We start from the raw sequence: 23,977 nt of genomic DNA, 5'->3' as shown, positions 1-23,977 counted from the left end.
ATGAAAAGAACAGCAATTGATTATATAAATAAAGAAAGTGTTACGTGTCTTTTAAAAACACTTGTTAATATTCCGAGTCCTTACTTTCATGAAAAGGAAATTATGGATACTGTTTATACCTGGCTAGAAGAGCATAACCTAAGCCCACAATTTCATCACTACAATGAAAAGAAAATTACTCAATTTCAAGGACTAAATGTTATAGGTACTATTAAGGGGGAAAAACATGGACCTAAAGTTTATTTCAATGGACATATAGATACTGTAAATCAGTGTAATGGATGGGATACTGACCCTTTTAAAGCTGTAATTAAAGAGGGAAAGCTTTATGGATTAGGAGCTTTAGATATGAAATCAGGAGTGGTAGCTATAATGCTTGCCCTTGAAGCATTCAAGTCACTTCATAATGATTTTAATGGAGAAATTGTTTATTCAATTGTTTCTGACGAAGAAGGACCATATGGATTAGGTACAGATGCGGTTATAAGGGATGGTATTGCAGACAATGTTGATGTGGCAATAGTAACAGAACCTAGTAGTGGATTTTGTAAGAAACCTTTTCCATGTGTTTGTTTAGGGGCAAGAGGTGGATTCAATTATATTGTAACTTTAAAGGGAAAATCATCACATGCAGCAAATCCTGAAAGAGGAATAAATGCATTAGTCGATTCCGCAAAATTAATGATAGAGCTTGAAAAGTCATCTCTTATTGAAGATGAAAAGTTAGGTAAGGGTTCAATATGTATTTTAGGATGCAATAGCAAAAATGAAGCTTGTAGTGTACCAGATGAAGCATCTTTTACAGTATTTAGACATGTAGTTAATGGCGAGGATGAAGATTATGTTAAGAAAGAATTATTTAATGCGGTAGCAAGAGCTGGTATTAGTTCTAAGGTTGAATATTCATTAAGAGAACATCCCAATGAAGAGACTAAGGGGTTTCTTCCATATACTATTGATGAAAATAACTCATATGTTGAAAAATTCATAGAAAGCGTAGAGGAAGCTTCTAAGAAGAAGTGCACTATTGACTATTTTAAAAGTATAGGAGATTTTAATTATGTAGGTTCAAGATTAAAGGTTCCAACTATAATATTTGGTCCTGATGGAGGTAACTATCATACAAGTAATGAATATGTGATAATAGATACTGTAACAGAAACAGCTTTGTCTATTTACAATTATTTATGTAACCTTCTATGTAATTAGAATTCTGTAGATTGTTAAAAGATTTTAAGGAGAGGTAACGTTAAAAGTTTTATTAAAACATTTTAGCGGCCTCTTTTAAATATGTATTAATAAAATTATAAGTGTTATAATGGGGTATATAATGAAAATTCGAGGTTGTTAATATGGCTGACTTAATTTTATATAATGGGAATATAATAACTTTTTCAGAGATGCAATGCTTTCAGTGGATTGCAATTAAAAATAAAATGATAACACAAATGGGATTTGAAGAAGATTACTTACATATAGCAGATAATAACACAGAGCTAATAGATTTAAAAGGAATGACTGTGCTTCCAGGATTTTATGATAGCCATGTTCATCTTGTTCAAACGGGATTGAATTCTATCAGTGTTGATTTAAGCAATGCTACAAGTTTTGATGAAATTTTTAAGCTTATTAAGAAATATTGTGATACTGCACCAAAGGATACCTTAGTTAGAGCAACAGGTCTAGATGAAACTAAACTTAAAGAGAAGAGACTTCCAACAAGATATGAAATTGATAAAGTTTCTCCAGATCATCCAGTTTGGATAAATAGAAAAGAGTATCATACTAGTATTTTAAATTCCTTAGCATTACACAAATTTACTATACCTTTAAATCTTAAAGGTGTAGTAAAGAATGAAGCTAATATTCCAACTGGTGTCCTTACCCATACTGCGAATGCATTAGTTAGAAAGCAGATATTGGAAAGTATTAGTAATAAAGCGCGATTTTCTGCAGTAAATAATACTTTAAAAAGTGCTATTGCGAAAGGTGTAACTACAATTAATGCTATGGAGGGGGGATATACTTTCCATGATAAGGATGCAGAGTTTATTTTTGATACAAAGGATGATTATCCAATAGATATCATATTATTTTATCAAACTATTAATGTGGATAAGGTGATGGAGAAAAAATTAAATAGGATTGGTGGAAGTATTTTTTTAGATGGATCTTTTGGTTCAAGAACAGCAGCGTTATGTGAACCATATGAGGATGATGTTACCAAATCAGGTATATTATATTATACTCAAGAAGAATTAAATGAATTTGTATTGAAATGCTATGAAAATAATATTCAGTTAGGTACCCATGCTATAGGTGAATTAGCTATTGAGCAAATAATTTCTGCCCATGAATTTGCAAATAGTATATATCCAAATAAAAATCTTCGTCATCGAATAGAGCATTTTGAACTTCCATCTAATGAGCATATTAATCGTGCAAAAAAGTTAGGATTGATTGCATCTGTTCAACCCACCTATGAATATTTTTGGGGGGGAAAAGGGAAGATGTATGAGAAGCGATTGGGAAAAGAACGAACTAGAAAGACAAATCCATATAGAACTATGATTCATAATAATCTTATAGTTTGTGGAGGCTCTGATAGTGATGTAACTCCTATTAATCCATTACTAGGTATTTATTCTGCAGTAAATCATCCTAATGAAAATGAGAGAATAACTGTGTTAGAAGCTATAAAAATTTTTACTATTAATAGTGCCTATGCTGTATTTGAAGAGGATAAAAAGGGATCTATAGAAGTCGGAAAATATGCTGATTTAGTTATATTAGACAAAAATCCCCTTAGCATAGATTCTAAGGAAATTAACGATATAGGTGTTGTGGCAACTATTAAAGAAGGTAATATACTATATGAATGTCGACTTAGACAGGATACTTATTAGTTAGTAGGTGATAAATATTGAGTAGAGTTCATATATGTGTTTTAGGTGAAGTAGATATCAAAGTAGATGGTGTAAGTGTAACCGATAAGCTTAGTAATAAGGCTATAGGATTGCTTTGTTTTTTATGTACTAATAAAGGTAAAAAATTTACTAGAGATAGGCTTTGTACGTTTTTTTGGAATAATGCAACTATTGAAAATGCTAGATATAATCTAAGATATAGCCTTTGGGTATTACGTAAAATATTTAATCGCGAGGATTGTGATTTATTTATTAGTTCAAAAGATAGTTGCATGATAAATCCAGAATTTGATTATTATATAGATGTTCTACAAATAAATTTTGTAATGGAAAATTTAGAAAATGAAGAAAATCCTATATTATCTTTAGAAAAATGTAAAGATATTTATAATGGTGAATTTCTTCAAGGATTTTATTTGAAGAATTGTCCTGATTTTAATGATTGGATTTTCTTTGAGAGAGAAAAATATCAGGAGTGTTATAGCACATTGTTATTTAAATTAGCTAAGCTATATTCAGAAAATAGTATGTATAGTGAATCTATTATAGTATTAAATGAAGTGCTAAAAATTAATCCCTATAGAGAAGATATTTATTTGGAGTTAATGAATTTATATATGCAAATTAATGATATACAAGCTGCTTTAAAGGAATATAAGAAATGTGAGTATATTTTAAGGGAAGAGTTAAATATACGTCCTAGTGAAGAAGTTATAAGCTATTACAAAAGTATTATTTGTAATAGTGAAAATACAAAAATAAATTTTCATAGGGTAGATAAAGTTAATGTGAATAATGTTAAAAAGACTAGTATAATTGTACAGTGTTATCCTATAAATGAGATTAAATATTTTGGTATAGCATGTATAGTGGAAAAAATTATGCAGAGGTATTCAATTGAGCAGTTAATGGATTTAGATGAGTTTATTCTAAAGGACCTGTTAAGAATACAGCCAAAAGTTTTGTTAATAAATAAAAATCTAAGAATTGAAGATAACTTAAACCATTATAACGAAGAGAATAGAATTTATTTTTCTTTCGAAAGTTTACTTTTATATATTGAGAAAGTTTATCCTTTAGAAATTCATATTAAAAATGTCAGTAATATTGATGATATATCGCACAATATACTTAAATTATTTAGTTTAAAAAACCCGGAATGTAAAATAAAAATCTTAGTAGATGGTAACAAAGTTATATTATAGATAGAGTCAAAATAAGACTTTAACAAGAAGAATAAAATGAGTATTATCAGATATATTTAAATCTATAGGAAAAAATTTCATGAATAAAAGGTGTTGACTATTAAATTAAAATAGGATACTATGATAACAGTTAAATATGAATTTACAAATGCAACGAAAAGGGAAAGTAATTAGTATAAGTTATTACAGAGAGGGTTAATTTGCTGAGATAACCTATAATAAGTATTAGTGAAGTGCCCCTTGGAGCAGAAAAGCCGAAGCAAGTAGGTTTTTATGGGAACTCCCATTACAGAGTTAGGGTATGTAGTACCTAAAATGAGATGGATATTTTTATATCTAATAAGAGTGGAACCGCGGAAGTATACCTTCTGCCTCTGTATATTACAGGGGCAGAAGGTTTTTTGTTCTATAAGTTTACGTGGAAAATTAGTAGCTTATAGAATTTTGCTGGCCAGCAAAGAACAAATGAAATAAGGAAGCTCTACTAAAATGCTTATAAGTAAATTCAAAATTACTAAACAAAATTAAAAATAAAAGGAGATTTTAAAATGAATATAAATTTAATATTAGCAGTAATACTATCATTACTAGCAGTGTTTACCATATATGCAGTTGAAGAAAAGACTAATAAATTTACTTATACTACATTAACAGCACTTGCTTTAGGAGTTATTTTAGGAGCGATATTTAAAGAAAACATTTTATTTTTAGATATAGTTGGAAAAGGATATATGTCCTTAATTAAAATGATAGTTGTACCTTTAGTTATGGTTTCACTAATTACAAGTATAGTTAGACTTAAAAATTTAGATACATTAAAGTCTATAGGAATTAAAACACTAGGAATTTTATTAGGAACTACAGGAATAGCAGCAGCTATAGGAATTGTCGTAGCTAAGGTATTTAACTTAGGACAAGGATTAACTTTTCCGGGAGCAGAAGACTTTGTAGCTAGGGAAATACCTACATTTACTCAAGTGCTAGTGGACATGCTACCATCAAATCCAATAGCATCTATAGTAGATAATAGAATAATTCCCATAGTTATATTCTCACTATTTGTAGCTATAGCTTTAGTTACAGAAGATAATATAAATCCAACTAAAGCTAAACCTTTTAAAGATTTTGTGTTATCAGCTCATACTATAGTATCAAGAATAACTCAAATAGTATTAAAATTTATACCTTATGGAGTTTTTGCTTTAATTGCAAAGGCTGTAGCAAGCAATGGATTAGAAACTATTAAATCCTTAATATGGGTTATTGCGGCAGTTTATATAGCAGCTATACTTCAGTTTATAGTGGTTTATACTCCACTTATTGCTTTTGTAGCGAAGAAAAATCCTTTAAAATTCTTCAAGGGAATCTTTCCAGCTCAAACAATGGCTTTTACAAGTCAAAGTAGCTATGGAACACTACCAGTAACTATAAAATCTTTAGTTGAAGGAGCTGGAGTTTCTGAAAATATAGCTAGCTTTGTAGCACCTCTTGGATCGACTATAGGAATGAATGCTTGTGGAGGATTGTATCCAGCTATAGTAGCTATATTTGTTGCTAATGTATTTAATGTGGATATGACAATTTACTCATATGCTTTAATAGTATTAACTACTATAGTATCTTCAATAGGTATTGCAGGAGTTCCAGGTTCAGCAACTATGTCTACAACAGTAGTATTAGCAACATTAGGATTACCTATAGAAGGTATGGCAATGATAATTGCCGTTGATTCTATAATTGATATGATGAGAACAGCAACTAATGTTACAGGCTCTGCAGTGGCAGCTTTAGTAGTAGATGAAACAGAAAAGAGAAAAGTTGCCAAAAAGAACAAATAGTAAACGAATATATCATTATAATATTTAAACACATTTTAACAGTGAGTTAAACTAAATTCTGAAAACAAATAATAATAAATTCAAAATAACTTCATCCTAAAGATAATTAGCTTTAGGATGAAGTTTTTTATATGCAACTTAGCATAGGATTTATGCAGCTTAGAAGGATATGATTGTCTTAATAAATTTTAAAGAATATACTTAAATTATAGATTATAGATAATTTGAATTTTTTAACTGGTTAAAGAATTTGAATAGAAAGGAAGGCGTTAAATGAAGATTATAATAAATGAAGTTGAAGATATTGAAGATGTAGAAATAGTAATTAACTGCAAAACAATAGATGAAAATGTGACAAGAATTATATCTAAACTTAAAGCCTTAGAAGAAAAAATAACAGGGAATAAGGATGGAAAGATATTTATTCTAGATACAAATGAGATATTTTACTTTGAGTCAGTTGATAAGAAAACCTTTATTTATATGGATAAGGAGGTTTTACAGACACATTTAAGACTCTATGAATTAGAAGAAAGACTTAAAAATACAGATTTTTTTAGAGGTTCTAAATCTACTATTATAAATCTGCGAAAGGTAAGAAATATAGTCCCTATGTTTGGAGGACGAATAGAGATACTTCTAGATAATGATGAAAAATTAGTAGTTTCAAGACAGTATGTACCTATCTTAAAAAATAAGTTAGATTTATAGGAGGAGTATTGTATGAAAGAATTTTTTAAGAACACATTAGAAATAAAGATAATAACATGTATGTTCTTTACATCTCAGGTTGTTATTTATACTCTTATTGCTCCTTTTTTAGGAGAAAAAAGTATTCAGCTAAGTTTAATATGGCAGATGATATTTATATCTATAATTTTAACTCTTCTCCAATATGTTATATATGCATCTAATATATTTATGAAGGTAAAGACTTGGATTAAGATAATTGTTCATTATTTGCTGCTTGTTTTTATAGGTTATATATTAGCTATGATCTTTAATTGGTTTGACTTAAGTAGTGGTAATAATTTTACTATTGCATTAAGTATATTTACTGTATGTTTTATTTCCTTTACTGGGTCTATTGCATTATACAATAAGGTTTCAGGAGAAAGATTTAATGAAAAATTGAAACTGTATAAAAGTTCAAAATTTGATGATAAATAGGGGGATAGTAATGAATATAATTGAAACTAACAAATTAACAAAGAGTTATGGAAAAAATCGAGGAATAGTAGATGTGAACTTGCAGGTTAAAGAAGGAGAAATTTTTGGATTTGTAGGTCCAAATGGAGCAGGAAAATCTACTACTATTAGAACTCTTTTAAATTTTAATTTTCCGACTTCTGGGTATGGAACAATTCTTGGAAAGGATATAGTTAAAGAAAGTAGTGAAATAAAAAAGTATATTGGATATGTACCTAGTGAAGTAAAGTTTTATGATGAATCAAAGGTTAAAGATATTATAAGATATGCTGAGAGTTTTTACGAAAATACTAATAAAGAAGATACTGATGAACTATGTAAAGAACTGGAGGTAGAGTTAGAGAAAAAAATGAGTGAATTGAGTCTTGGAAACAAGAAAAAGGTAGCTATAGTACAAGCACTTATTCATAATCCTAAGCTCTTAATTCTTGATGAACCTACTAATGGACTAGATCCACTTATACAAAAAAAACTTTTCAATATACTAGAAAAACAAAGAGCTAAGGGAACTACAATATTCTTATCTTCTCATAATTTAGTTGAAGTTGAAAATCTATGTGATAGAGTTGCAGTAATAAAAGATGGAAAGATTATTGATGTAATTGAAATAGATAAGCTTGCCAGAAAAACGGGAGTAAAAATTACCTTAAAAGCTGAGGGGATAGATAATAAGAAGGTTGAAGAGTGTAAGGGAGAGGTTATAGAAAATAATAAAGGTGAAATAACTTTTAGTTTTATAGGAGATATTGATGAATTAATTAAAGAAATTGCTAAGTTTAATGTTGAGAAGTTACTTATAGGTGAGCATACTTTAGAGGATACATTTATGGATTATTATAAGAGGGAAGGGGAGAAGTAAGATGAATATATTCAAGTTTGAATTTAGAAGACTATTAAAATCTGCTATTATTTGGTCTGTAGTATGTGTAGGACTAGTAATAATGTTTATGGCATTATTTCCTAGCATGAAGGATAGTGGAATGCAAGAAATTGTTGCTACAAAACTAGATGCTTTGCCACCTGCACTATTAGAGGCTTTTAATCTTGAAGATGCTGTAGATTTTGGAAACATTTCAGATTATTTAGCCTATGCAATTCAATATATATCTATGGCAGCTGGAATATATGGAATAATTCTTGGAATAACTGCTTTAGTAAAAGAAGAAAGTGAAGGTACCATTGAGTTTTTATATTCAAAGCCAATTACGAGAAATAAAATAGTAACTTCAAAATTAATTTCCTCAGCAATTATATTTTACTTATTTATTGTTATAGTTGGAGTTGTAACTATGGGAATTTCTATGGCTGTAAAGCCAGAAGAGGTTGAGACTATGACACTATTAATGGATATAAAAACTTTATTTATAGGAATGGCTTTTCTCGGATATATATTTATGGCCATAGGATTTTTATTATCGGTTATAATAAAATCTAGCAAACAAGGGACATCTATTGCACTAGGAGTATTCTTTACAACTTATATATTTGGAATTATAGGGAAGATGAAAGATGAACTAGAAGGATTTTTATATTTATCACCCTTTGATTATGTAGTTCCAGCTAAGCTGCTAAAGAATGGGTTTGAAGTGAAATATGTACTTTTAGGATTAGGAATAATTGCCATATCTATTGTAACTACTTATGCTATTTATAATAAAAAGGATTTAGCCTAAATAGAGTTCTTAGCTTCTTCGAAGCTTTAGAAATCGTTATCCAGGGACGTAGCAGATCTTCGCACCCACTTTGAAGAAAGATGGGAGTATTAGAGCTGGTAGTCATCGGATAAACTTATATAAATAAATACCTAGCACTTTAATTAAAGAGCTAGGTATTTATTTTCATTTAATATTTAGTTCTTCTTTGTTTCATGATAACTAATCCTACTCCTAAGAAAGCTACTGAAAAAGCTAACATTATTAACATTTCAAATAGGAGTGGAGTGAGAGTATCCATATTAAATGTTGATAGGGCATTAAGTTTATCATTTACATTTATAAACCAATATACTGGATTAAATATAGCAGTACTTTTTACTGTTTCGCTGAGAAGTTGCTGAGGAACAAAGGCACCTCCTAAGAAGCAACAACCTAAAGACACAAGGTTAGAAATTGGCCCTATGGAATTTTTAGTGGATATATTGCTAATTAAGAAGCTAAGGCATAAACAAGTTATTGTAAATATTAGAGAGTTTATACCATGTAACACTCCACTAAAAGAAAACATGTCTTTAGGATACATTACTATTGCTAGTGCCATGAATATAGTCCAAGTAGATAATGCTAAAACCATATCTCCTAAAAATATCTGCATGTTGAAGTTATAGGAATTAATAGGTGAGCATAAATTTCTCCTTTTTAAATCTGGAGAATTGAAAATATTTGATACTATAGATATTCCAAGTATTAACATACATAGCATAGGATAAGCTAAATAGTTAAAGTAATAGGTAACGCTACTTTTAGTATCTTCTTTATTATCCTTTGCTAAAGTAACTTCTGTATCTATAGATAAATCTTTATTTACTAGATCACTTATTTTTTCAAAGTCTAAGTTCTTAGTATTATCAATGTAAACTTTGGTTGTGTTAAGATAATTATTTATCATTGATTTTATAAAAATACTACTGGAAGAGTTAGGTATACTTTGAGTTTCTAAAGTATAGGAATTATCTTTAAGAAAACTATCTTCAAATCCTTTAGGGATGGTGATTACAATTTCTGCTTCTCTAAAAAATAATGCATCTCTTATTCCTTCATCGGTAGTTTTAATTTTTACCAATTTAGAATTTTCTTCAATGTATGCTTCTAAATTATTTGAAAGAGGAGAATTATCATTATTTAAAACTGCTACTTTACATTTTTCAGTTTCAAAAGAGGTTGAATCTGTAGAATTCCCAACATTACTAAAAATAATTGTCATAAATATAAATATAGCCATATAAAGCAATAAAGAGGAAAGGGCACTTTTTTTTACTATTCTAAAATACTGTTTAAATACTTGCATACTTTTGCCTCCTTAAAACTAGATAAGTAACTATTGAGAATATAACTCCATACAAGGATAGAAGACCAAGATTAAGAAAATATCTATCATAGGTACTATAATAGTATAATGAATAAAATCCGTCAGTAATTAAGTTAACAGGATTTATATAGGATAAGATAGGAAATTTATCTTGAATGAAGTATTTAATCTGAACTGCCATCATTCCAGACAAAAAAGAGCATGCCATTGTAAATGCCAATAAAATGCCTTCCTTTACGCTAGCTTTTTTATTAATTAAAGAACTTACCATGGCACCCAAAGTTATTCCATTAAAACAGCCTACAAAGCAAAGTAAAATTACATAACCTATGGAGTTACCAAAGTCTATTTTTAAAACTTGAGAAATATATAGTATAACTATTAGCACTGTTGAAAAATAAAATAATAAAGTAGCACTAATTGCAGCTAAAAAGGTTTTTATTTTATTCACAGGAGCTATATTAATTCTTGCTGCTCTTTGAGATTGATTTCCTTGGATGTTTATAACATCAGTACAACCAGGGGTTGAACCTAGAATGCAAGTCATAGCTAAAAGGGTATAAAAATAAATTACAACAACGTTTGTAGAACTATTCAATTCTTTATCTTTAGTGTAGTTATTATAAAGAGCAATATTATTCATAAAATCTTCATTCATAATACTTGGGTTTATGGATACTAAATTTGATATGGTGGAATACTTTTGACTATAACTATCTACAAAAGTTTTTATTATGGACTCGTTAATACCAGACTTTGCAACAGTTATTTCAATATTATTTACAAAAGTTATATACCCTGAAATTTTACCTTTAGAAAGCAATTCTTTCGCACTATTCTCATCAGTACTTTCTATATTAAATAAATCACTTTCCTTCATAGCTGTAGAAAAGCTTTCAGGTATATTGCTATTACTTACAAGAGCAATATTAACATTCTCAAACTCTTCACCGGTGAGTATATTTGAAAAGGCTAAATTGAAAATTGTAGCTAATGCAATTGGAAATAATAAGGTCCAAAAGACACTTAATTTATCTCTAAAACGACATTTAAGTTGATACTTAAAAATATGCCAAAACATTCTATATTCCTCCTTTAATCTCTAAGCTCTTTACCTGTAATTTCCAAGAATACATCATTTAAGGTAGGTTGCTCTGAGTAAATTTTCCCATAACTTATTTTATTATCTCCAATATAACTAACAATGTCACCAAGAGAACTATGTCCACTTTTTGTTCTAATATTTAGTAAATTATTTTTATAGTCTACTGATATAACATTAGGGAGAATATTTATATTTTTTATATGATTTTCATTTAAATTAAAGGCCTCAATAGTTATTTTCTCACCTAAATCAATAATTGACTTTAGTTCTTCCTTTGTGCCCTTAGCAATGACTTTTCCCTTGTCCATAATAGCGATTGAAGTACAAAGCTGTTCAATTTCTTCCATGTAGTGCGAGGTATATATAATTGTGGCTCCTTCAGCATTTAATTTTTTTATTCCCTCTAAAATGTGATTTCTACTTTGAGGGTCAACAGCTACCGTTGGCTCGTCTAAAATGATTAGTTTTGGATTATGAGCTATACCACAAGCAATGTTTAATCGTCTAAGAAGTCCTCCACTTAACTTTTTAGGAATAAATTTTTTGTAATCTGAAAGACCAACAAAATCAATAGCCCTCTCCACAAGTACTTTCCGTTCCTTCTTATTGGTTACATATAATCCACAGAAATAATCAATGTTTTCATACACTGTTAATTCATCAAAGACGGCTACATTCTGCATGACGATTCCAATATCTTTTTTTACTTTATAAGTTGTTGGAGTCATTTCCTCTCCTAGGATTTCAATAGTCCCTTTATCATATTTAAGTAGAGATAGCATACAGTTTATAGTAGTAGTTTTACCAGAACCATTTGGACCTAAAAGACCAAATATTTCACCTTTTTTAATGTCCAAATTTAAGTGATCTAAAGCAATTAGTTCACCATATCTTTTTACCAGGTTTTCTATTTTTACAATCATAGTTAATACTCCTTACTTTATTTAGTTTATACTTATAGTTTATTAGAGAATCTCTTTGTAGGTAAGTGCTATTTGTCATTAATATTACATTACATTTGTCACATTAAGAAATTTGTATATGGTATTATAGATATATAAAGTGAGGGAGTATAGATGAATAATATATTAAATAAAATTATTTTGATTATAGGTTCGGCATTATTACTTATAGAAAATTATAGTATAGAAAAATTAATCTTACCCATTTTAGTTACAGTGGCAATAACTTGTTTTCTAGAATATTTTAGCCAGGATAAATTAAATGTAATAGTATTAATAATATATAGTATCCTTTGCATTTTATATCCTGAATTTCTTATGGGCATTCCTATAATATTTTATGATACTATTTTTTCAAAGTATAAATATATATGCATCTTAACTTTAATTCCGTACCTTATGAATATACATAAATACTCACATATTATTAGTATAATGATTCTTGGACTTCTTATTACGTCAGCAACCTTAAAGTTTAATACTGTGAAATATGAAAAATTGCATGATAAATTTATAAAACAAAGAGATGATTTAACTGAGATATCTATAGTATTAGAAGAGAAAGTAAAGGAATTACAATATAAACAAGATTTTGAAGTCAATTTTGCAACATTAAAGGAGAGAAATCGTATTTCAAGAGAAATTCACGATAATGTAGGACACCTTTTAACTAGCTCTATATTGCAAATTGGTGCTATTATGGTAGTTACTAAAGAGGAACAAACAAAAAGGCTTCTAGAGGACATTAAATCTACCTTGGACCAAGGTATGGATTCTATTAGAAGTAGTGTTCATAATTTACATGAAGATTCTATCGACTTATATGTACAACTTTCAAAGCTTATAAATGAATTTAAGTTTTGTAAGGCTACTTTAAATTATGAGTTTTCTTCTAATCCAGATGTTAAGATTAAATATGCTATTATTGCTATTGTAAAAGAGGCACTATCTAATATAATAAAACATTCAAATGCAACCACAGTAACTGTAAGTTTATATGAACATCCAAAATTATATCAAGTAATTATTTTAGATGATGGAAGTAAAAAGAAGGTAAGTATGGATGGTGGAATGGGATTACAAAGCATTGAAAAGAGAGTAAATAGCCTAAATGGTATTGTGAATTTTGATAATTCAAAAGGGTTTAAAATATTTATTTCTATTATGAAGGAGGGGAAACTATGAGAATAATTATTATAGATGATGATAAGCTTATAGCAGCATCATTAAAGACAATCATAGAGACATCAAGTGATATAAAAGTTATATCTCTTGGATATAGTGGTGAAGAAGCTATAGAGCTGTATAATAAGTATACTCCAGATATATTACTTATGGATATTCGTATGGGGGGAATGTCAGGGCTAGAGGCTGCACAGAAGATTTTAAAATCTCATAATGAGGGGAGAATATTATTTTTAACCACTTTTGAGGATGATGAATATATTATAACTGCATTAAAAGTTGGTGCTAAGGGATATATTTTAAAACAACATTTTGAAAGCATAGTACCTGCCTTAAAGGCAGTAGAACTTGGACAAAGTGTTTTTGGACAAGAAATTATATCTAAAATTCCTACCATGTTAAATAGTACTGAAAATAAAAAAGATATATCAAAGTATGATTTAATTGATAGAGACATTGAAATAATCACTTTAGTTTCTAAAGGACTTTCAAATAAAGAAATATCAGCAAAATTATTTTTGAGTGAAGGTACAATAAGAAACTATATAAGTAGTATTTTAGAAAAATTAAATCTTAGAGATAGAACACAACTTGCAATATTTTATTTTAACAATATAAAGTGAAAAAATTCTATATTTAAAAATAAATATAACTTTAATTTATTAGAAATTAAAAAATTTAATTATCCTTATATATTGTAGAAAGAAAGGATATAATAGGAAAAGCAATAAAAGAATAATAACTGTGTATATGCTTATACTATAATTATAAAAATATGCATAGGAGGTTTATTATGAAAAAAATAGCGCTTTTAATTGCAACAATAGCATTAACCACAGGACTTGTAGGATGTACTAATAATGGCACTGCAAGAAATAATAAAAATACTGGTGGTGAAATTGCTCAGAATCAAACTAAAAATGGAATAGCTAATAATGCAACTAATAATAACGGAATTAAAGAGAGTGGAGTTTTAGGTATAAATGATACGAATAGTAATAATAATACACTCTTTGGTATGGACTTAACTAACAATAATTATTCTAACGGTATATATCGTGGTTCATATATAGATGAGGATGAATTAACAGTTGAATTTACTTTAGCTAATAATCAAATTAAGGATATTAAATTTATAGCATTATCTAATAATGATGATAATTATTTAAAAGATAGTAATTTCAAGAATGTGAAAAATCATTACGAAGCTTTGATAAACTATTTAAAGGATAAAGATATAAGACAAAGTCTTAATGATTTATATAACCCTTCTTCTATAGTTAAGGATATGGATCAAAAAGTTGAAGTAGGTAAGGTAACATCAGCTATACATGATGCTTTAAATAGAGGTGTATATTCTACTACTAATGGTACTAATAAATAATATATATTAGATTGGTAATAAAAAGGGACTGTCTCAAAATGAATTACTAAACTTTACATTAAGGTTTAGCTTATTTTGAGATAGTTTTTTAGTTTAATGATATTAAAATGCTATTTATATAAGAATAGAGTAGCATTGAAATTCTATATACATATAATATACTAATAGAATAAAATCAAGGATAAAAAATTATTCGAAAATTACAGATGAATTAAATATATAATCGAAGGAAGTACTGTAATTAAAACAAAATATATTAGTGTATGAGGTGTAATATATGGATACAATTGAAAATGAATTAAAATATGTGACAAATGAAAATTCTGATTCCATAGAACTAGAGACAAATCTAATTCAAGAACAGAGTAAAGATCCAGGGCCACAAGGCACACCTCCTAAATATGGGACAGATAAAATGTTAAATCCTTGCGAATGCCCACAAGATTTTGGACAAGTAAAAATAATAGATGCTGAAACTAAATGCAGAATAGTTAAATTTTCTATTAAAGTTAAGAATCTTTGTAGAGGAAAAGAATATTTAGTTGATGTAGTATTATATAAGTGGGTTTGGGTTTGGCCTCATAAATGGGTTAGAGTACCTATCGCAGAAGATTGCAAAATTGCAAAATTTACTGGATGCGACAATTGTGGAGAAGATATAGTTTATTTTAAATTAGCTATTAAAGAACCTTTATGCTCTGGACAATATATAGGCTTTGATGTTACTGGAAACTATGTGAATTCTTGCGAATTATAGTTTTGAAATATTATTAGGTAACTTTAATAAAATAATAGGAGCTAAGATTGTCATCCTAGTACCTAACTTATAATTATTATGTAAAAACTCCTTAGAATATAACTTTCTAAGGAGTAATTTTTTTTATTAAGCTATTACGGTTTTAGTAGTCTCTTCTTTTTGATCCTTTTTCCAAGTACTATTTAATAAATAGAAAGATGTTACTGCAGAAATTAAATCTGAAGCAGGATATGCTATCCATGCACCTATGGTACCAAAAATATTTACAAAAACTATAGCTAAAGGAATGAATACTATTAACTGTCTAAATAAAGATAATCTAAATCCTTTTTTAGCTTCATCAATTGCTTGATAGTAGTATATACCTATATAATATAAACCAACTAAAGGAAGAAGGAATATACATATTCTAAGGGCCTTAACAGCCTCAGGTAATAACTTTGCATCAGTTAAAAACAAACCTATCATTTTTGGAGCAAAATACATAATAAATACTCCAAATATTAAAGAGATTATTGTTACAGTTTTTATAGATGCTTTAACTGTATTTTTAACTCTATCAAAGTTTCTTGCACCAAAGTTAAAGGCTACAATCGGCTGCATAGCAGAACTTATACCAATTATTGCAATAAACATAAACATAGATATTTTAGTAATAACACCTACTATTATTATAGCTTCGTTACCACCTCTAGAAATTAATAAGTTATTTAAAACTACAGAAACTATTGCATCTGATATTTCAATAACAAAGGTTGAAAATCCCACAGCAATTAATCCTTTAATTAATGTAATATCTATATTTGGTAGAATATTATTTATTGAAAGTTTAATTTTAAAGTGTTTAGTTACATCTTTAAACTTGTATAGAACAAAAATTAAGCCTACAAATTGAGAAACTACAGTAGCAATAGCTGCACCAGCTATACCTATATCTAAATGAGCTACTAATATGTAGTCAACTACAATATTTAGAAGTGCACCGATACTGTTAGCATAAAGTCCTATTTTAGAGTTTCCTAAGGCTGTCATTACTTGAGAGCATACTATAGTTAATCCTTGAAATATTGCTCCTATAAAAATTATAGATATATAATCATTAGTTAGCCCAAAAGTAACGTCACTTGCACCAAGTTTATATAATAATCCACCTCTAAATAAGAATAAAAGTAGAGGGATTATTGTTAAAGATCCTATTGTAATAGATATTGAATTAATTATTGTGGATTTAATCTTTTCAGGTTGTTTTTCACCGGAATATCTTGAAACGTAGGTTGAAGCTCCTACACCAATTAAGAAAGCGATTGCTATAAGAAAACGTTGAATTGGAAATGCAACTGTTAAGGCACCGATAGCATTAGGACCAATATATCTACCAACAAAAACTGTGTCTACCATGTTATAGAGTTCTGCTACTAGTAAAGAAAAAATTGCAGGTATGGCAAATTTAAATAATACTCTGTATGTTCTTCCATCCGAAAATATTTTAGGGTTAATTCCCATTAGTCTCACCTCATTTATTTGAAAATTCTGCATATTCTTCTTGAGTTTATTTTATAAAAAGTTCTCTTTATTTTTATAGAAAAATACGTTTTGTCTTCATGTTTAATTTATTATTAAAATATTTTATCTTATATTAATATTATAGTTGAAAACAATTAAATAAACATTCACTTAAGTGTCCATCAAAAAGTACTATTCTGCCCAAATAGTTATTGGTTAAAAATAGGAAAAAGCACAAAAGCACCTTAATTAGGATGCTTTTGTACTTAAAATCAATATATTTTATACATAACATAATATATTTTAACTGAAAGTATATATATATTCATATAAATTGAGGTAAAATTAATTAATCTTAATAGGCTTCTGAACTTCATTGATTATAACTAATGTAGCTCCATAGGTTTTTAGGGTAACTAAAATATTTATAACTGTACTCTTCTTAAAGTATTTAAATCTAATATTAGGATAAGAAGCTTTATGAAGAATACCATTTTCATCTTTGTTAAGTCTAGTTGGTCTCCCCATATCAATCCAATAGTTATAGGATGAACCAATCTTTTCATTTATTTCATAGGTAGTTACATTAATATCTGAGTGAATATTAGTTATATTAAGAGAAAGTTTTTTCGAAGTCGCATTTTTTATACCTCTAAGCTTTGAAAAACTTGCCATAGAAATTAAATCATTGATTTTATCATGATAAGTATAAAGTAAAATCTCATATTGATTGTTAGTTTTAGTAACTACGTATCCATCACCTTTAGCTACTAATGTATTACCTAATTTATTTAAAAGTGAATAGGCATAAAAGGCAGGTTTTTTTATTCCCTTATCATTTATAAGACCAGGATAACCAAAGAATAGTTCATTGGTTATATTTACTTGCTTATCAAGGACGTCAAAGGCCCTTATAAAGCTTAAATCTCCCTTATGATTTACTACATTATCAATAATAAATGGAATCATATAGGCTGTATCATATATATTATTTACTTCATTATTTATCATAAAAGGTTCTTCTTCAAAATCTAATTTATTGTAAATTAATATTTCTTCAATTGAAATCCTCAAATTTTCAGGAAAGGTAGAGGAAAATTCAAATCTAAAATTTTTGTAATTAAGAGTTTCTATTGCACTGAAATATTCCATGAAGGATAGAAGAATATTTTTAAAATCTTCATGTATATCTATAGAATTTTTAAGGGATAATATATTTTTAGAGGCAACTTCATAGCTTTCATCGTTAATGTCATTTATATGTTCTTCATAGGTGCTATTCATATCTAAAACAATTATAGGCACTATATCTAAAAATTCTATAAACTCTAGTACATCCTTTGCTCTATTCCAGTTATGAAATTTAGAGCCAGGGAAAATAGCCATATCAGTACTAAATAAATTTAGGATCCGTCCATATTCAAAATCCATTTCCCTTTGAAGTTCTTCTAGTGTATCTTTATTATCTTCAATTAAAAGGTCAAAGGCATCACCAATGGTTATAATTCTATTAAAATTCTTATCAAATTCACCTATACAATTTTCCATATTAATATTTAACTGATGAATTTTATCCTCATAATTAAACCTGTCGTAGTCCTCCAGATAATATATTACTTCATCTAGACTTTCTTCTAAAGGATGAGTTATATATTTAGTCAACTTTTCTAGGACTTCAGGAGTAGATTTATATTTTTTTCTGAATTGTAAAGGCGTAAGCTTATAGTGAAGTTTAAAGTGCTTATTAAAGTATCTAGTATGAGAAAAGCCAATTTCCTCAGAAATTTCAGATAGTGTCATATCTGTATCCAAAATTAATTTTATAGATTCTTCAACTCTAATAAGATTTAGAAAATCAGTAAAGGAATATCCTGTAGCATATTTTATTTCTCTTGATAAATAATGGGTGCTTAGATATTCGTTACTAGATATATCTTTAAGGGTTATATTATTTTGATAATTATTATAAATATATTTAGATATACTATGATATCTTTGAAGTTGATCTTTATTTTCTTTAAGTTCTTGTTTTTCATGAATTAAATAGTTAAAGTTATTTATTAGATGATAAAGGAGTTTTACAAGGATATCTTCGATTTCTTCATCATAATTATCTTGTTTTTGTACTGTTTCACAAAGCACTTGACAAAGAAATACTCTTAAATCTTCATACTCTTCACCTAATTGCGAAGCCTTACTAGAAGAGTTTGTATAAAAAAACATATTCTCAATATCGTTATAGTACTTTTGAAAAAAGTATGGATCTATTTGAAATATGAGTACTTTATTGTCAGGATCATCACTTTCAATGCTATGAACTTCATCTATATTTATAATTTCAATTTGATTTTCACTTATTACATATTTTTCAGTATTTATATATAGATTGATTGTGCCTTTTATAACATAAAGAATTTCGATGCAATAATGCCAATGGATTGGATAATTTTTAATGGTATTAAAAGAAATAGATACAGGCATATTTGCAGAATAATTAATATATTGTCTATGCATTATAAACTCTCCTTGCCAGTTTCTTTAGTATTAATAGTATTATAGCATTAATTAGAAAAAACATGCTAGGGGAATAAAAGTGAGAAAGGGGAAAACCTCAAGAAACTATTTTTCTTGAGGTTTTTGGATTTATTATGAACTTGCATAGCTAATTTTTACCTAAGCAATATTTTAAGGCTCTATAACATTTCTATAAAAGCTGCCATTCTAGTGTTAAGTTGTCCAATGTCAGCAGTAGAATAATCTGTTTCTATACTGATGTAAGGTATTTTTTTAGTGTTATTAACAAATCTTTTAATTTGCAATGTTTCTACGCTATAAGTATGACAAGCTTGAAGTACTACATCCACCACTGCATCAACTTTATATTCATCTATCATTCTATTAAGTAGCTCTGTACGGTTAGGATTAGGTGTCATACAAGAACATCCAATATTTAAATATTTACGAGCAATAGCATCATAGATATCAGGATTATTTTCATCTACTAATTCATCGATAGCTTTAGCACCAGTACAGTTTTCAAAAGCCATGACATGAGCTCCATTATCTTCTATTGCTTTTATAACTTTTTCTGTAGCTCCACCAATAGGACATCCAGTTATAAGAATACGAGGTTTCTTTTCATATTTTTTTTCTACTTCATATTCACCCTTAATTTTCTCAATTAGGGCATATATTTCTTTTGGTACCTCTGCTTTATCAAATTTAAATGTAGTACCATAAAGAACTTTAAACATATCTTGTCCTAATATCGCTGGGGGATCAAGTTTTCCAAGACCGTAGAAGGCTTTAAGAGCTTTTCTTTCTTCATTTTTTAATTTAATAGCTTTTTTAATATTTTCATCACTTATATTAGTTTCAAATTGTTTTTCTAAAACTTCTTTAAATTTTATTACTTCTTTCTTCCAAAGCTTTAAACCTTCTTCACTTTGAGAGTTTGGTAGTTCCATAACATGAACAGGCTTAAACTCACTTAAATATTCATACATTTTTTTCTTTCCATCACAAGTAGTTTCACCTACAACTAAATCAGAAAAGTAAAAGAATGGACATTTATCTGTTTTTGCAAATCCATAACTTGATTTGATAAGTGGACATAGATTACGCGGTAATTCTTTTTCAGCTTCTGCAATTGTCTCATCAGACATAGAACAAAGAGATACAACACTTGCACCCATGGCAAGAGGTAATTCCTGTGGCATATAAGTACAAAATACTCCTACTAAAGGTATATTTTCATCTTTAAGTTTTTTTGCTGCAATAAAGGAGTTTCTCCTAGCCTCTGCAAAGTCTTCAAATATTTCAGGTAGTTCTTTTCTTATTTTCATTTTAATTCTCCTATCATTTTACGTGGTTATTTAAAAATAATCTATCTAATAAGATTATACATAGAAATTATGTAATATTATGAATTATAGTGTTATTTTATACATTTATATCTATCTATAGAATGTTATAATACTACATTGATAAAAATAGTGATAAAATTATATTGTATATAGTAGTTTAAGTAGTAAAAATTATTATTAATTTATTAGGATTTTATAGGAGGTAGGGAAAATGAAATACAGTTTTGATGAAAAAGTGGACAGGATAGGTAGTAACTGTTTAAAGTGGGACTTAATAAATAGAACATATAATGATAGTGAAATTATACCTCTATGGGTAGCAGATATGGATTTTAAAGTGCCAGAAGAAATAGGAGATGCTATAAGAAAAAGGTTAGAACATCCTATTTTTGGATATTCCCTTACACCACCATCATACTATAAAGCTGCTATAAATTGGTTTGATAAAAGATTTCAATGGAAAGTTGAAAAGGGATGGATGAAGTTTGCTCCGGGAGTTGTACCAGGTCTAAAAACTATAGTTGCTGCTTACACAAAACCAGGAGATGAAATTATAATTCAAACGCCGGTATATCATCCTTTTTATAGTATTATAAAAAATAATGGGTGTCAGGTTGTAGAAAATCCCTTAACTTGTAAAGATGGTAGATATGAAATGGACTTTGATAACTTAGAAAAGATAATTACTAAAAAAACTAAGATGATAATTCTTTGTAGTCCTCATAATCCAGTAGGAAGAGTATGGACTGTAGAAGAATTAAAAATGGTTGGAGAAATATGTATAAAGAATAATGTACTAGTGGTAGTAGATGAAATTCATGCAGATATAGTTTATAAACCTAATATACATACAGTATTTGCATCTATCAATGAAGAATTTGCTGATAATTCTATAATATGCACAGCACCAAATAAAACCTTTAATATTGCAGGGTTTAAAACTGCAAATATAATTATGAAAAATGAAAAATTAAGAAATCAATATATATTGCAAATGGAAAAAGACTGTATAGAAGGAGCAACTACTTTAGGTGCAGTAGCACAAGAAGCAGCGTATACTAGTGGAGAAGAATGGTATCAAGGTCTTATGGAATATTTAGCAGGAAATATAGGCTTTACTTTAGAATTCTTTGATAAAAGAATTCCTAAAATTAAGATTAGAAAACCAGAAGGAACCTATTTATTGTGGCTTGATTGCTCAGGATTAAATATGAAGCCAGAAGAATTAAGTAAATTCTTCCTTAAAAAGTGTAAAGTATGGTTAAATGATGGTAGCATGTTTGGACATGATGGAGCTATGTTCCAAAGAATGAATATAGGAACTAGTAGAGTTGTTCTTCAAGAAGCTTTAGAAAGAATAGAAAGAGAAGTAAATAAATTATAGGTTTATAATAAGAGGTTGCCTAAAAAATCAGGCAACCTCTTAAATAGTTACTTTAAATTGTAATTTTCAATAAGTTTTAGAGTTAGTTCTAAAGCATCTTCTCCATTTACCCATATATCAGGTTTGATACCTTCACCTTCCTTAAAGAACTTTTCATCATATAGCCTTAACCAGTTTCCATAGGAAAATTCAATATGGGAATTTGGAAGGTAACCCAGTTCTACATTAGAACTTTCAAGAGTACCATGAGTATTAGTACCAACTACTACAATATTTTCAAAATCCTTTAGATGCTCTACAAAGAATTCAGCAGCTGAGGAGGTTTTTTTATCTGTAAGAACAAAGATAGTATTTAAATTTTTATTAAGCTCTTTTTTAGATTTAGGTATATGTTCATAATAATAAGCATGAATTTTTTCAAGTTGTAAAGTTTTTAGGTCCTTATGAAAGGTGTTAAAATCGTAGTAGGAGGGGGCATCCTTAGATCTTCCATAAAGAAGTAGAAAAAGACCCTTCCCTTGAGATGAAACTCCAAAATATTCATTTATCCAGTTTAAAGCGGTCAATATATCACCACCATTATTACCACGTAAATCTAATATACTTACAGGAGAATCCTTTACTTTAGAAGCAGTATTAATGAAATCTATTCGTTCTAAACCTATATTGTAGGGAACTTCTCTGGAAGATATTATAGGAACATCATCTATAGTTGTGTAGTCTAAAGGTGAAATAGACTCATCTGAAAAAGTATTTGATAATTTCAGTTCAATATCTTTAGTATATTCTGATTCACCTCTATAAAAAACAACATTTAAGTTCCTTGAAGCTTGTCCAGAATATTTTGCTAAAACACCTAAATTGTATAATAGCTTACCTTCAGTATTTATTGAAAGATATAAATAATTTTCGATGTTTTCATCTTTATTTATAGATTTAATGTAGTAAAGAACACCTCCATATTCTACATAATAGCCTATTCTGTTTTTGAAAATTCCTAGAGTTGAATTTGTATAATATCTAGAGGTATTTTCTAAGTCAAAGCCATTGGTACCTATATAAAAATGTCTATCAGGAATAAAAGCAAGATTATCTTTTAAGGTTTTTGTTAGTTCAGCTACATTAATTACATCATTATCACCAATAAAACTTAAAACTGATTCCTTAGCCTGTAAAAATAATTTATCACTACCATAATAATTATATGGTGCGTAGCTAGATTTTAAAGCCTTAAAATATAGTTCTACATCATAAATAGCTTCTTTTCTGGTTATAGCAGTAGGAGATATTACGTGAGGTGTTGAAAATAGTAGAGCGTGCTCTTTAGCAGTTAGTATATCTTCATTTGGAATTTCGGATATAAATTCTCTAATATTTAATTTAGATATGGGAATATTTAAATTTTTATGATTTATCTTTTCTAAAGCTTTTTCAAAGGAAATATCTTTTTTATAATAAGGTAAATAAATTAAAATTAAACCTAAAATTATAATAAAAAGAATTTTAAAAGTTTTTTTCAAATTAAAATCCACCTCCCTATAATTCTATTAAATAAGGTTATTATACCATAAAATGTAAAAAAATAAAGACTTTATGAATAAAAATAAAACAAATTAATAATTGACTGC

The 23,977-nt window shown here is 28.2% G+C and carries 20 protein-coding genes and 1 other annotated feature; of the genes, 13 read left to right on the top strand and 7 right to left on the bottom strand.

What is annotated here, in order from left to right; genetic code table 11:
• The 8 genes from B2S02_RS15905 to B2S02_RS15870 all read left to right on the top strand — a co-directional run bounded on the left by B2S02_RS15905 (window position 1) and on the right by B2S02_RS15870 (window position 8,852).
• A complete protein-coding gene (locus B2S02_RS15905) occupies window positions 1-1,209 on the top strand; it encodes an ArgE/DapE family deacylase (protein ID WP_346878275.1) in 1,209 nt (402 codons plus the stop codon).
• Window positions 1,210-1,352: 143 nt separating this feature from the next.
• Entirely contained in the window at window positions 1,353-2,906 is a 1,554-nt protein-coding gene (locus tag B2S02_RS15900) for an amidohydrolase (protein WP_346879596.1), read from the top strand.
• 17 nt (window positions 2,907-2,923) lie between these two features.
• Entirely contained in the window at window positions 2,924-4,132 is a 1,209-nt protein-coding gene (locus tag B2S02_RS15895) for an AfsR/SARP family transcriptional regulator (protein WP_346921015.1), read from the top strand.
• A gap of 144 nt (window positions 4,133-4,276) precedes the next feature.
• Window positions 4,277-4,511, top strand: a binding site (T-box leader).
• A gap of 169 nt (window positions 4,512-4,680) precedes the next feature.
• The gene (locus B2S02_RS15890) at window positions 4,681-5,970 is read left to right on the top strand and encodes a dicarboxylate/amino acid:cation symporter (protein WP_346921014.1); all 1,290 of its coding nucleotides are present in this window, start codon (window positions 4,681-4,683) and stop codon (window positions 5,968-5,970) included.
• A gap of 273 nt (window positions 5,971-6,243) precedes the next feature.
• Window positions 6,244-6,681 carry a LytTR family DNA-binding domain-containing protein gene (locus B2S02_RS15885; RefSeq protein ID WP_346849139.1) on the top strand — a complete coding sequence of 146 codons (438 nt, stop codon included), beginning with the start codon at window positions 6,244-6,246 and terminating at the stop codon, window positions 6,679-6,681.
• Between the two features lie 12 nt (window positions 6,682-6,693).
• On the top strand, window positions 6,694-7,140 hold the full coding sequence (locus B2S02_RS15880; RefSeq protein ID WP_346849138.1) for a hypothetical protein: 447 nt from the start codon (window positions 6,694-6,696) through the stop codon (window positions 7,138-7,140).
• Between the two features lie 10 nt (window positions 7,141-7,150).
• Window positions 7,151-8,038: an ABC transporter ATP-binding protein gene (locus B2S02_RS15875; protein ID WP_346849137.1), complete on the top strand. Its 888-nt coding sequence runs from the start codon at window positions 7,151-7,153 to the stop codon at window positions 8,036-8,038.
• A 1-nt stretch (window position 8,039) separates the two neighbouring features.
• Window positions 8,040-8,852, top strand: a complete 813-nt coding sequence (locus tag B2S02_RS15870; RefSeq protein WP_346849136.1) for an ABC transporter permease subunit — start codon at window positions 8,040-8,042, stop codon at window positions 8,850-8,852.
• Window positions 8,853-9,021: 169 nt separating this feature from the next.
• Here the strand turns inward: B2S02_RS15870 and B2S02_RS15865 are convergent, their stop codons facing one another.
• The 3 genes from B2S02_RS15865 to B2S02_RS15855 are packed head-to-tail and all read right to left on the bottom strand — an operon-like array spanning window position 9,022 to window position 12,231.
• The gene (locus B2S02_RS15865; protein ID WP_346878280.1) at window positions 9,022-10,182 is read right to left on the bottom strand and encodes an ABC transporter permease; all 1,161 of its coding nucleotides are present in this window, start codon (window positions 10,180-10,182) and stop codon (window positions 9,022-9,024) included.
• On the bottom strand, window positions 10,169-11,284 hold the full coding sequence (locus tag B2S02_RS15860) for an ABC transporter permease (RefSeq protein WP_346921013.1): 1,116 nt from the start codon (window positions 11,282-11,284) through the stop codon (window positions 10,169-10,171). The genes B2S02_RS15865 and B2S02_RS15860 overlap by 14 nt, the downstream gene beginning before the upstream one ends.
• Before the next feature lie 14 nt (window positions 11,285-11,298).
• Window positions 11,299-12,231, bottom strand: a complete 933-nt coding sequence (locus B2S02_RS15855; RefSeq protein ID WP_346849133.1) for an ABC transporter ATP-binding protein — start codon at window positions 12,229-12,231, stop codon at window positions 11,299-11,301.
• A gap of 153 nt (window positions 12,232-12,384) precedes the next feature.
• On the opposite strand from B2S02_RS15855, the gene B2S02_RS15850 reads away from it, so the two are divergent.
• The 4 genes from B2S02_RS15850 to B2S02_RS15835 all read left to right on the top strand — a co-directional run bounded on the left by B2S02_RS15850 (window position 12,385) and on the right by B2S02_RS15835 (window position 15,596).
• Window positions 12,385-13,455: a sensor histidine kinase gene (locus tag B2S02_RS15850; RefSeq protein WP_346849132.1), complete on the top strand. Its 1,071-nt coding sequence runs from the start codon at window positions 12,385-12,387 to the stop codon at window positions 13,453-13,455.
• Window positions 13,452-14,078 carry a response regulator gene (locus B2S02_RS15845; RefSeq protein ID WP_035135308.1) on the top strand — a complete coding sequence of 209 codons (627 nt, stop codon included), beginning with the start codon at window positions 13,452-13,454 and terminating at the stop codon, window positions 14,076-14,078. Before B2S02_RS15850 ends, B2S02_RS15845 begins: the two co-directional genes overlap by 4 nt.
• Before the next feature lie 170 nt (window positions 14,079-14,248).
• Window positions 14,249-14,839 (top strand): hypothetical protein, encoded by a 591-nt coding sequence (locus tag B2S02_RS15840; protein ID WP_346849131.1) that lies wholly within the window; start codon window positions 14,249-14,251, stop codon window positions 14,837-14,839.
• 277 nt (window positions 14,840-15,116) lie between these two features.
• On the top strand, window positions 15,117-15,596 hold the full coding sequence (locus tag B2S02_RS15835) for a hypothetical protein (protein WP_346849130.1): 480 nt from the start codon (window positions 15,117-15,119) through the stop codon (window positions 15,594-15,596).
• A 126-nt stretch (window positions 15,597-15,722) separates the two neighbouring features.
• Here B2S02_RS15835 and B2S02_RS15830 read toward each other — a convergent pair whose 3' ends face one another.
• The 3 genes from B2S02_RS15830 to B2S02_RS15820 all read right to left on the bottom strand — a co-directional run bounded on the left by B2S02_RS15830 (window position 15,723) and on the right by B2S02_RS15820 (window position 20,944).
• On the bottom strand, window positions 15,723-17,099 hold the full coding sequence (locus B2S02_RS15830; protein WP_346878281.1) for an MATE family efflux transporter: 1,377 nt from the start codon (window positions 17,097-17,099) through the stop codon (window positions 15,723-15,725).
• 345 nt (window positions 17,100-17,444) lie between these two features.
• The gene (locus B2S02_RS15825; protein WP_346849128.1) at window positions 17,445-19,613 is read right to left on the bottom strand and encodes a helix-turn-helix domain-containing protein; all 2,169 of its coding nucleotides are present in this window, start codon (window positions 19,611-19,613) and stop codon (window positions 17,445-17,447) included.
• Between the two features lie 179 nt (window positions 19,614-19,792).
• Window positions 19,793-20,944: a double-cubane-cluster-containing anaerobic reductase gene (locus B2S02_RS15820; protein WP_346921012.1), complete on the bottom strand. Its 1,152-nt coding sequence runs from the start codon at window positions 20,942-20,944 to the stop codon at window positions 19,793-19,795.
• Window positions 20,945-21,176: 232 nt separating this feature from the next.
• Between B2S02_RS15820 and B2S02_RS15815 the strand changes: the two genes are divergently transcribed.
• Window positions 21,177-22,349, top strand: coding sequence for a MalY/PatB family protein (locus B2S02_RS15815; RefSeq protein WP_346849126.1), 1,173 nt, complete (start codon window positions 21,177-21,179; stop codon window positions 22,347-22,349).
• A 47-nt stretch (window positions 22,350-22,396) separates the two neighbouring features.
• On the opposite strand, the gene B2S02_RS15810 is transcribed toward B2S02_RS15815, so the two are convergent.
• Window positions 22,397-23,869, bottom strand: a complete 1,473-nt coding sequence (locus B2S02_RS15810) for a S41 family peptidase (protein ID WP_346879593.1) — start codon at window positions 23,867-23,869, stop codon at window positions 22,397-22,399.
• Window positions 23,870-23,977: the final 108 nt, after the last annotated feature.

Source organism: Clostridium sp. UBA7339 (assembly GCF_002470865.1).
Taxonomy (GTDB): Bacteria; Bacillota; Clostridia; order Clostridiales; family Clostridiaceae; genus Clostridium_J; species Clostridium_J sulfidigenes.
This window is presented reverse-complemented; position numbering and strand designations above follow the sequence as displayed.

What these genes read in the sequence shown, in the direction of transcription:
- B2S02_RS15850 (WP_346849132.1), top strand. Translation starts at nt 12,385, where the DNA reads ATGAATAATATATTAAATAAAATTATTTTGATTATAGGTTCGGCATTA.
- B2S02_RS15835 (WP_346849130.1), top strand. Translation starts at nt 15,117, where the DNA reads ATGGATACAATTGAAAATGAATTAAAATATGTGACAAATGAAAATTCT.
- B2S02_RS15905 (WP_346878275.1), top strand. Translation starts at nt 1, where the DNA reads ATGAAAAGAACAGCAATTGATTATATAAATAAAGAAAGTGTTACGTGT.
- B2S02_RS15825 (WP_346849128.1), bottom strand. Translation starts at nt 19,613, where the DNA reads ATGCATAGACAATATATTAATTATTCTGCAAATATGCCTGTATCTATT.
- B2S02_RS15875 (WP_346849137.1), top strand. Translation starts at nt 7,151, where the DNA reads ATGAATATAATTGAAACTAACAAATTAACAAAGAGTTATGGAAAAAAT.
- B2S02_RS15870 (WP_346849136.1), top strand. Translation starts at nt 8,040, where the DNA reads ATGAATATATTCAAGTTTGAATTTAGAAGACTATTAAAATCTGCTATT.
- B2S02_RS15865 (WP_346878280.1), bottom strand. Translation starts at nt 10,182, where the DNA reads ATGCAAGTATTTAAACAGTATTTTAGAATAGTAAAAAAAAGTGCCCTT.
- B2S02_RS15900 (WP_346879596.1), top strand. Translation starts at nt 1,353, where the DNA reads ATGGCTGACTTAATTTTATATAATGGGAATATAATAACTTTTTCAGAG.
- B2S02_RS15815 (WP_346849126.1), top strand. Translation starts at nt 21,177, where the DNA reads ATGAAATACAGTTTTGATGAAAAAGTGGACAGGATAGGTAGTAACTGT.
- B2S02_RS15885 (WP_346849139.1), top strand. Translation starts at nt 6,244, where the DNA reads ATGAAGATTATAATAAATGAAGTTGAAGATATTGAAGATGTAGAAATA.
- B2S02_RS15890 (WP_346921014.1), top strand. Translation starts at nt 4,681, where the DNA reads ATGAATATAAATTTAATATTAGCAGTAATACTATCATTACTAGCAGTG.
- B2S02_RS15845 (WP_035135308.1), top strand. Translation starts at nt 13,452, where the DNA reads ATGAGAATAATTATTATAGATGATGATAAGCTTATAGCAGCATCATTA.
- B2S02_RS15840 (WP_346849131.1), top strand. Translation starts at nt 14,249, where the DNA reads ATGAAAAAAATAGCGCTTTTAATTGCAACAATAGCATTAACCACAGGA.
- B2S02_RS15820 (WP_346921012.1), bottom strand. Translation starts at nt 20,944, where the DNA reads ATGAAAATAAGAAAAGAACTACCTGAAATATTTGAAGACTTTGCAGAG.
- B2S02_RS15860 (WP_346921013.1), bottom strand. Translation starts at nt 11,284, where the DNA reads ATGTTTTGGCATATTTTTAAGTATCAACTTAAATGTCGTTTTAGAGAT.
- B2S02_RS15855 (WP_346849133.1), bottom strand. Translation starts at nt 12,231, where the DNA reads ATGATTGTAAAAATAGAAAACCTGGTAAAAAGATATGGTGAACTAATT.
- B2S02_RS15830 (WP_346878281.1), bottom strand. Translation starts at nt 17,099, where the DNA reads ATGGGAATTAACCCTAAAATATTTTCGGATGGAAGAACATACAGAGTA.
- B2S02_RS15880 (WP_346849138.1), top strand. Translation starts at nt 6,694, where the DNA reads ATGAAAGAATTTTTTAAGAACACATTAGAAATAAAGATAATAACATGT.